We start from the raw sequence: 8,794 nt of genomic DNA, 5'->3' as shown, positions 1-8,794 counted from the left end.
TGGATCTTGATTTCATAATTGGACATAGGATTCTCGCATCAAAAGGTTCTTTTTGGGGGAAAATAACGCAAAATCCAGTGTATTCCTGTTCTACAACATATTCAAATCACCTGCACAGCTCGAAAATATTCGAAATTCTCTCGCAACAGATTCAATTCCCGTTCATCTGTAACCCCGGTTGAAATCACCTGAAAATACTCAGGGGTTGATTTCAATTGACGGAATATCTGATTCCAGTCCTCAACAACCTGTTTACCCCACTCATTTTTGGGACAGGCCGTATATCCGTAGGTATAAGCGGGGAGTTCTTTGATAGCCACACTCGACAGTTGATTGGGTAACGGATTGTTTTCCTGATCCAGATAAGCGGCTATTTTCGGATACTCGAGGGTGTAATCAATGCGGTCTTCAGCAATCATTCTGATATAAGATTGGGGCGGAGCGGCTTTGCGGACGAGATTGGTAGCGGTCAGATTTTTCAAAATGGAGTCCAGCTCACTGTAAGATCGAGTTGTCTCAATCATACCATGAAACCGGTTGTCTTTTAACAGCTCAATGAGGGAATACGATTTTGGATTTCCCAGTTTTTCAATGGTGGTTTTTTTCATGATAATAGCGTTGGGAACAAAATAAATATATGATTCTGATATTTCAGTTATTTTTTCCCGTTCAATCGTCTTTATCGCAAAAATATTGCAAACATGCTGTCCTTCAGCCACATCCGTCCAAAACCGGGTCCAATTCATTTTAACGTTCACATGCTCATATTGAGGCATGTTTTTCTGTGCCAGAGCCAAAACTTTGTCAAACAACCCTTCCCCTTTTTGCTCACCTTCCAGAATCATGAATGGCGGCCAGTCGACCACCAGCCAGGTGATGGTATCCCTGGCATCGGCACAAGAGAAGAACACCATCAGGGAAATAAGACATGATATGAATTTTGAGACCATCCAGACTCCACGTGAACAAGGCATTGTTTAGAACACAGCGCTTCAAAAAGAAGGAAGCAGGTTTGAATAAGTGAGTATGATGCGATACTGAGAGACCTAATACTCATCAAGTGCCATAGGGTCTTTCAAAACTTTGGGAACCAGTTTGCCATCCTTGCGGGGAAGCATCACCACCACCTGACGTGTGTTTTCCGGGCCGATGCTGACATGGATCGGGCGGTCATCGCCATAATAATACAGGCGGTCAAAAGAGGTGTTCTCGATCACCCATTGAGCCACTTCCTTCATGCTTTCATCTTCCACCCTGAAATCAACAGCGGCTCCCAGTCGGGAACAAACAGGTTCGCCTTTGGTGTTTGTTTCATGTCCCGCGTGTTGATCCAGTTTAGGATCAATCCGGCCAATGGATTTTTTGATCTCGGTAGCCAATTTTTTTGAACAAAACCCGAAGGTCAATTCGATGGGGCCAAAATAATCAATCACGGGGTCCAGAATTTTTTCGGCCATTTCCTCCAGGGCCCAATAAGTTTCAGGTGACTGTGGAAGGTTGGGGAGTTCGGTGCGGGCCTGTGTTTCCCCACATTCGATCAGATCACGATAGGAAAAATTAGCACCACAGGGATCATCCAGGCCTGGAAGATCATTGCTTCGGACCAGTGAGAAACCTTCAACCCTCAAACGGGCTTTGCGAAGAAGTTGCTGGAATTCTTCTTCGGAGGGACCATACCCCTTGATAGAAGGCAGAACCTGTTCCATCAAGGCTTCATCAAACTGTATTTGCTCTTCGTAGTGAGGAAAGGTTTCATCCATATACAGCGACTTGCCATACAGCAACGGTGGCGGAAATTCGAATCCATACTCAAAAATATCCCAGCTTTGGGTCTGCATGTTGATTTTGATCCGGAGCATCATTCTTGGCAGTGGACTTTCCTCAAACCGATCAAACGACAACAGGGAGAGCTTGCCGGACTGAATATGAATTTTCACCAGATCCGCTGTCTGGATGTCGCCATAAAGTCGAGTGGCACAACCGACATAGATCCTCAAAATCGCAGGCAGATCATCCAGATGTGAGACGTGTAATTGCAGGGATTTTCCCGGGTCAAAAACACCAATTTCCTGGTCGGCAACCAATTGACATGCTTTTGCGATCTGTTGTGTGTCGGCAATGGAAAACAGCAGTGCACGAGCGGTATCCATTGCTTTTTGATATCCCCCGAAAAAGGCTTTGATATCGCGCTGAATCAATGGTTCAAATTCGCCATAACCTTTACGTTTCTCAAAGGCCAGCAGTGCCAGAAAAACCATAAGATCACTCTTCCGCAACCGGGCCGCAATATCAAAGGTTTCCTGTCCAAACAGATCCATCAGCAACTTCAGACTTTTTTTGAGGCCCCCCAGTTGTTCAATCAGTGGTTCCAGATCCTGAATTTCGTCTGGCAAGGGTGCGCGACCCAGAAACAGCAACCGGCTCCAGAACATATCGATCATGGATTTATGCTGTTCATAGACAGATTGCAGTTTGTCCTGCCGAGACGGTTGGGGAATGTTTTCCAGTAAATGCTGGACGCTACCGCGGTTCCGCTGTTTTTCTGAAAGATACCGCTGTTCAGCCTCATCATCCCTGAACACAAAAAACACGCCGGGCGCAACCGCAAAGGCATTCCGCCCAAGAGTTGATTCCAGCCATTCTCGAAGTTCGGTCTGTGTGAAATATTTCTGGAAGGTTTGGCGGGAACTCACCACACCATCGCCATATTCCCGGGCCGCATCACCGGCCTGACGTTCCAGCATGACAGCAACCGCCAGACATTCATGTGCCAGTTCAAAGGCCGACCGTAACACTTCCACACGTTCGTCTGGATTTTCAATGACGTTGATCACAAACCCCAGGTTGACGACATCGGCCTCTGTTTTGGGTCGCTCCGGAGCAAAGTGCGGGTCCCAGCCTGTGGCTTCGATGCCCAGGTGTTGTAAGCCACGCAGGTCGTCACCTCGACCACAGCCGTAATCAAACACAGTTCGGGTGCCATCCAGAAATCCATTGCGGAAAAGGGCCTGCATGGGTGTGGACAACTGACCACGCTGGATTGCTGTCCGGTGTCGTTCAATGATTTCAGCGGGTGAATCATCGTCGCTATTGCCGGGCTCAGAAATTGTGGAAGTCCCTGAAGTTTCTGAAGTCGGTTCTTCCTCATAGACCCTGGCGTTAGGATCTTTGCCTGATACCGAATCAATGGTCACAAGCTGATGTCCCTGAAGCCTGAAACCGGATTGGTGAATCAGCCGAAACCAGTTTTGGCGATGTCCAATGATTTTGACGTCCTCAAACAATCCTGCCGATTCCAGTTGATGGGTGAGTTGCTCAAATTCGGCTTTGCGGGCATGATCCGGCGGAAGCAGGAGTTCCTTGCGATGAAGAATTGGCGGATTTTCCTGCTGATAAACCCGTTTCTGGATTTGTCCGTTCTGAAGATCAATAGTACAGCTTTTTAGAAGGGCAGGGAATGCGACAGTCTCAAAATTTTCATATTCCAGAAAGGAGAGCACAGGCTGTTGATGGTCAATCTTGACGACGTTCCACAGAAAGAGGGAATCCGTCAATTTGTTGTTTTCCGCCCTCACAAATTCCTGTTCCTCAGGCGACAGACAGTTCAGGGCCGAACGATGAATATACTGGGTCTGGCCCACCCATTTTCCAAATTTTCCCGACATGAGTTCCTATTGTTTTAATGACTGTTTCAAGATTTTGATGATTTGCCAATGCAAATTTAGTTGTTTGGCAGAGCACCAGCGAAATCTGAATAATTTCGCTGGCTGTTGGAGGGGAATGACCCGGGAGGTCAAAAGACCCGGAATCATTGAAATGATGTGGTGTAAAAGATGTGCTAACTGGAAAGGCCTGAAATAATAGCCTCTGCAATGCTTTTTGACATGCTATTTTCCTGTTCCAGAAAACGGACAAACAGGGTCAGGCTCTTTTTCATACCGTCCACATCTTCCGGAAGGGGATTCATGTTTTGCACAAACCAGGTATTGGTGAATTCTGTGACATATTCCACCGTCCATTCAGAAACAGGCGTTTGGACATATTCCTCAATAAAGGTGTCCACATCATCCATGATCAGAGCCACATCATCCGGATTCAAATGAGACAAGGATTCCTGAAACGCATCCAGCACGTTTTCTTCCACATAGGTTTCATGCGGTTCACGATCACCTGACACATTCAGTTCTTCGTCAAGCATTTCTTCAATCAATTCATGTTCATTATCTTTATTGAGCATGGACTCAATGATGGCCGTGTTGCGCTCTTCATAGGCTTTGACGGCCTTGCCGACTTCAGAAACGCTCAATTCCTGTCCGTCTATCCGTGCGAGACTTCGCAGATAAATTGCCACAAGCAGTGGATTGACAAACAGTGGAATTTCCTGCTCATTGTCGATGGCATAAATGGTCGCTTTCGCAAACAATCCATTTTGAGACTGGGGAGCATTATCCATTTCAATTTTTGCCAGTTTTTCCTTCAACATATTTTTAAATTCAGGAGTGATCAATCGGCCAATGATGTCAGGTTCTGACAGCCCCTCATTTTTCAACGAGGTTATTGCGTCACCTTCAAAGGCAACATCCTGAAAATCAGCATGATACGCCAGCGTAGGTAGGTTGATCAGAATTTTTTGCAGTTGTTTGTAAGATTGAATCTGTTGGGGAGACCGACTGGAGTGTTTACGTTTTTGCAGAGATTTTTTCTGGGTTTTCTGCTGCCGTCGTTTTTCCATCCCTGATTTTCTTTTTTTAACTTTTTTTGCCATAGAGTGTCCTTCGAGACCTGGTTGATAAAAGCGGTTCCCTGTTATGCAAGCAGGGATCATATTCAGGTTTTACCAACAGGCAAGTTGGTTTTGGCCTTCCCATGGGTGTTTCCAACTAAAAAAGGGGGATTTTCATGACCAGAGTTGTTCCTCACTGATAGCGAGTAAGAATACTGCTGGTTCCCCGTTTTGAGGAGTCGTCCATGTTTGCATTGGTGTTATACTTCAAACGGTTGAAACTTGGAATTTTGTCATTCCGGGCATAGCGAGACATCTTGACCTGTGGCACAAGATCCTGCACGACATTCTGTTAGACGCCACAAAAAATATCTTGAACTATTTCTGTTTAAGCAAAAATATGCAGATATAAATTTTATCCCCTTCATGAGACACCAATGCCACTAACACAGACTCTTGATCAGCCAGAAACATCACTGGAAACCTTAGCGGTTCTGTTCAAGGCCTTCGGTGATCCGGCACGGATTCGCATTCTGAATTTGCTGGCCGCCAAAGGTGAACTTTGCAACTGTCACATTGAATCTGTAACCGGCTATGGAAATTCAAAGATTTCCAGGCACTTCAATTATTTGAGGCAGGCAAATCTCATTCAATCCAGAAGAGAGGGACTATGGATTTATTATTCACTCAAACCGGCATCCAATGAAATCCACCATTTTTTACACATGATTCTGGACTCCATGCCAGGAATGTATGAAATTCTGAAACTGGATCTGGAGCGGATTGATGCACTGCGGATGTCACCCGCGCCGGGCCATTGTAACAGGGACAATCCCACCTCTTGAAGGCAAGATATGTTTCACATATTTACTGTCATTGCGGATACGCTGATCAATGCTATGGGATTGAATCCCCACTCATCCATGGGAAGCAGTCTACATTTTTTTGTGGAAGATACGCTGAAGATCCTGACGCTACTGGTGGTTATGATCTATGTGATCGCCTGGTTGAGAGCATCCCTGAATATTGAGAAAGTCCGGGATTATTTGCGGAGTAAGCACCGCTGGCAAGGATATATCATGGGAGCGATGTTTGGTGCGATAACCCCCTTCTGTTCATGTTCCAGCATTCCGTTGTTTCTGGGATTTACAACCGCACGGATTCCACTGGGAATCACTATGTCCTTTCTCATTACCTCCCCAATGATCAACGAAGTAGCCATCGTGTTGCTGGGCAGTTTGCTTGGATGGAAATTTACAGTGGTATATGTCGCGACTGGTTTGACAATAGGAATTTTCGGCGGATGGATTCTTGATTTGATGAAGGCTGAACGTTTTCTCAAACCATTCTTGCTGAACGCGCTGGATAAACCTGAATTCAAAAACCAGGATCAACCCTTGGAGATCCCTGAAAAATTATCAATTCGAACAAGACATCAATTCGCCTGGAATGAGATGCGTGACATTTTTGGCAGGGTTTGGAAGTGGGTGCTTGTCGGGGTTGGTGTCGGTGCGGGATTGCATGGATTTGTTCCGGAAGAATGGGTGACACAAACTCTTGGCGATGGACAATGGTGGTCTGTTCCAGTCGCTGTGCTGATGGGAATTCCACTCTATGCCAACGCCACAGGGATCATTCCGGTCATGGAGGCACTTTTGACCAAAGGACTGCCAGTTGGAACAACATTGGCCTTTTCCATGAGCACGATTGCCGCCAGTTTTCCTGAATTCATTTTGTTGAAACAGGTGATGGAATGGAAACTTCTGGCCATTCTTTTTGTATTGTTACTAACAGCGTTCACACTCACTGGATGGTTTTTTAATGCCTTCTGGGGAAGTCTGTAAATTCACAGAAAGGAGCACTTATGAAAACTATTAAAGTTTTGGGATCAGGTTGCAAAAAATGCATCCGTACTGAAGAACTGATTCGCAAGGAAATCCAGACGGCGAACCTTGAAATCACAGTCAGTAAAGTTACCCAACCCGAAGAAATCATGCGCTATCAGGTGCTGTCCACGCCTGCGGTCGTAGTGGATGAAAAAGTGGTTCATTCAGGATCCATTCCGGAACCTGGAAAAATCAGACAATGGCTTCAATGAGACACCACCGGGAATGGTTCTCGATTATCAATTTCATTTTGGAACAACTATGATTCGAATTCTTGTTTTATGTACAGGCAACTCCTGCCGTAGCCAGATGGCGGAGGGATTTCTGAAATCGTTTGACGCAAATCTGGAAGTTCATTCAGCAGGAACACGCCCTGCGGTGGCAGTGCATCCCAACGCCATCAGGGTCATGCGGGAAGTCGGGATTGATCTGGGAAAAAATTATCCAAAAATGGTGGATGAATTTCTATTACAGCCGTTTGATTTTGTGATCACGGTTTGTGATCATGCAAAAGAAACCTGCCCTGTTTTTTCTGGAAAAGTGAAGCATCATGTTCATCTGGGTTTTGAGGATCCGGCAGTGGCAACCGGAACAGAAGAACAGATTCTTCAGGAATTTCGCCGAATCCGGGATGAAATCAAATCCGGGTTTTATCAGTATTATCTGGAACACATGCAACATTAGAGGCTCCTTATGAACACAATTTCTTCCCGACTTTCATTTCTGGACCGGTTTCTCACACTATGGATTTTTCTGGGCATGCTGATTGGTGTGCTGGCAGGTTACTTTGTTCCGGGAATCCAGAATTTTATTCATCAGTTTCAGGTGGGAACCACCAATGTTCCGATTGCGGTGGGATTGATTCTCATGATGTATCCGCCACTCGCCAAGGTCAAATATGAAGAACTCGGGCAAGTGTTTCGCAATGTGCGGGTTCTGCTACTTTCGCTGGTTCAGAACTGGATCATTGGTCCGGTGCTCATGTTTCTGCTCGCCATCGCGTTTCTCAGTGATCATCACGAATACATGGTCGGACTCATTTTGATCGGTCTGGCACGATGCATCGCGATGGTGATTGTGTGGAATGATCTGGCACATGGCGACCGTGAATTTTGTGCCGGACTGGTGGCCTTCAACTCCATTTTTCAAGTGTTGTTTTTTTCAGTGTATGCCTGGTTGTTCATCACCATCATTCCCCAATGGTTTGGACTGGAAGGCAGTGTGGTCGATATTTCGATCGGGCAGATTGCGGAAAGCGTGTTCATCTACCTTGGAATTCCGTTTATCGCAGGCATGATCTCCCGCTTTGCCGGACTTCGTCTCAAAGGGAAAGAGTGGTATGAAACCCGGTTTATTCCGGCGATAAGCCCCATCACATTGATCGCGCTACTGTTTACAATCCTGGTCATGTTTTCACTCAAGGGCGAGTATATCATTCAGTTACCGTTCGATGTAGTACGAATCGCCATTCCGCTGTTTATCTATTTTGTGGTGATGTTTCTGGTGTCGTTTTATTTATCAAAACGGGTGGGCGCGACCTATCCGCAATCCGCATCTTTAAGCTTTACAGCGGCTTCCAATAATTTTGAACTGGCAATTGCGGTGGCAGTGGCAGTGTTCGGAATTGAATCAGGTCAGGCGTTTGCGGCAGTGATCGGACCCCTGGTTGAGGTTCCTGTGCTGATTGGCCTGGTGAATGTGTCTCTGTTTTTTCGAGAGAAATATTTTAAACCAACCAGCAACCCGAACTGAGACAATATTCCACTTGTAAGTACGTACGACACTACGTACTTTTGATATTGAAAGGAGGTTCCAATGTCTATAATGACCGCAAGTGAAGCACGATCAAAATTTTATCGACTTTTGGATGAAGTATCTGATTCTCATCAACCTATTGTGATAACAGGCAAACGTTCCAATGGAGTCTTAATTTCCGAGGAAGATTGGAATGCTGTTCAAGAAACATTGTATTTGTTATCCATTCCGGGAATGAGAGAATCCATTAAAGAAGGATTGGAAACTTCGCTGGAGGAGTGTGCAGGGGAGCTTGACTGGTGAGGTCGAAACATAAACAGCAGAGGGCCGCTTTTTTCTCCGGGAGGAGGGACTTCCAACCAGAGCGTCAGACTGGTGTGATCTTACCCTTTCCTGACACGATCGACCAGATCGTTCAGATAGATCATGG

The 8,794-nt window shown here is 45.8% G+C and carries 10 protein-coding genes; 6 read left to right on the top strand and 4 right to left on the bottom strand.

All coding sequences use genetic code 11. The features are described 5' to 3' along the window. Window positions 1–101: 101 nt before the first annotated feature. The 4 genes from HQM11_18810 to HQM11_18795 form a co-directional block, all read right to left on the bottom strand. Window positions 102–950, bottom strand: a complete 849-nt coding sequence (locus HQM11_18810; protein MBF0353088.1) for a TIGR02285 family protein — start codon at window positions 948–950, stop codon at window positions 102–104. Between the two features lie 96 nt (window positions 951–1,046). After that, window positions 1,047–3,665 (bottom strand): DNA phosphorothioation-associated putative methyltransferase, encoded by a 2,619-nt coding sequence (locus HQM11_18805; GenBank protein MBF0353087.1) that lies wholly within the window; start codon window positions 3,663–3,665, stop codon window positions 1,047–1,049. 173 nt (window positions 3,666–3,838) lie between these two features. Continuing rightward, entirely contained in the window at window positions 3,839–4,765 is a 927-nt protein-coding gene (locus HQM11_18800; GenBank protein ID MBF0353086.1) for a hypothetical protein, read from the bottom strand. Window positions 4,766–4,916: 151 nt separating this feature from the next. Continuing rightward, complete coding sequence (locus tag HQM11_18795; protein MBF0353085.1) at window positions 4,917–5,054, bottom strand: hypothetical protein; 138 nt, start codon at window positions 5,052–5,054, stop codon at window positions 4,917–4,919. Between the two features lie 106 nt (window positions 5,055–5,160). Here HQM11_18795 and HQM11_18790 point away from each other — a divergent pair, with 106 nt between their 5' ends. The 6 genes from HQM11_18790 to HQM11_18765 all read left to right on the top strand — a co-directional run bounded on the left by HQM11_18790 (window position 5,161) and on the right by HQM11_18765 (window position 8,667). Next, window positions 5,161–5,568 carry a helix-turn-helix transcriptional regulator gene (locus tag HQM11_18790; GenBank protein MBF0353084.1) on the top strand — a complete coding sequence of 136 codons (408 nt, stop codon included), beginning with the start codon at window positions 5,161–5,163 and terminating at the stop codon, window positions 5,566–5,568. Window positions 5,569–5,577: 9 nt separating this feature from the next. After that, entirely contained in the window at window positions 5,578–6,567 is a 990-nt protein-coding gene (locus HQM11_18785; GenBank protein ID MBF0353083.1) for a permease, read from the top strand. A gap of 20 nt (window positions 6,568–6,587) precedes the next feature. Continuing rightward, on the top strand, window positions 6,588–6,821 hold the full coding sequence (locus tag HQM11_18780) for a thioredoxin family protein (protein ID MBF0353082.1): 234 nt from the start codon (window positions 6,588–6,590) through the stop codon (window positions 6,819–6,821). A 49-nt stretch (window positions 6,822–6,870) separates the two neighbouring features. Further along, the gene (locus HQM11_18775; GenBank protein MBF0353081.1) at window positions 6,871–7,293 is read left to right on the top strand and encodes an arsenate reductase ArsC; all 423 of its coding nucleotides are present in this window, start codon (window positions 6,871–6,873) and stop codon (window positions 7,291–7,293) included. 9 nt (window positions 7,294–7,302) lie between these two features. Next, window positions 7,303–8,361 carry an ACR3 family arsenite efflux transporter gene (gene arsB, locus HQM11_18770; protein MBF0353080.1) on the top strand — a complete coding sequence of 353 codons (1,059 nt, stop codon included), beginning with the start codon at window positions 7,303–7,305 and terminating at the stop codon, window positions 8,359–8,361. 63 nt (window positions 8,362–8,424) lie between these two features. Further along, window positions 8,425–8,667, top strand: a complete 243-nt coding sequence (locus tag HQM11_18765) for a type II toxin-antitoxin system Phd/YefM family antitoxin (protein ID MBF0353079.1) — start codon at window positions 8,425–8,427, stop codon at window positions 8,665–8,667. Window positions 8,668–8,794 lie beyond the last annotated feature (127 nt).

The organism is SAR324 cluster bacterium, assembly GCA_015232315.1.
In the GTDB taxonomy this organism is placed as follows: Bacteria; SAR324; SAR324; order SAR324; family NAC60-12; genus JADFZZ01.
This window is presented reverse-complemented; position numbering and strand designations above follow the sequence as displayed.

Bases quoted from the DNA above. Each gene is read 5' to 3' on its own strand.
- HQM11_18810 (MBF0353088.1), bottom strand. From the start codon at position 950: ATGGTCTCAAAATTCATATCATGTCTTATTTCCCTGATGGTGTTCTTC.
- HQM11_18805 (MBF0353087.1), bottom strand. From the start codon at position 3,665: ATGTCGGGAAAATTTGGAAAATGGGTGGGCCAGACCCAGTATATTCAT.
- HQM11_18800 (MBF0353086.1), bottom strand. From the start codon at position 4,765: ATGGCAAAAAAAGTTAAAAAAAGAAAATCAGGGATGGAAAAACGACGG.
- HQM11_18790 (MBF0353084.1), top strand. From the start codon at position 5,161: ATGCCACTAACACAGACTCTTGATCAGCCAGAAACATCACTGGAAACC.
- HQM11_18785 (MBF0353083.1), top strand. From the start codon at position 5,578: ATGTTTCACATATTTACTGTCATTGCGGATACGCTGATCAATGCTATG.
- HQM11_18780 (MBF0353082.1), top strand. From the start codon at position 6,588: ATGAAAACTATTAAAGTTTTGGGATCAGGTTGCAAAAAATGCATCCGT.
- HQM11_18775 (MBF0353081.1), top strand. From the start codon at position 6,871: ATGATTCGAATTCTTGTTTTATGTACAGGCAACTCCTGCCGTAGCCAG.
- arsB (MBF0353080.1), top strand. From the start codon at position 7,303: ATGAACACAATTTCTTCCCGACTTTCATTTCTGGACCGGTTTCTCACA.
- HQM11_18765 (MBF0353079.1), top strand. From the start codon at position 8,425: ATGTCTATAATGACCGCAAGTGAAGCACGATCAAAATTTTATCGACTT.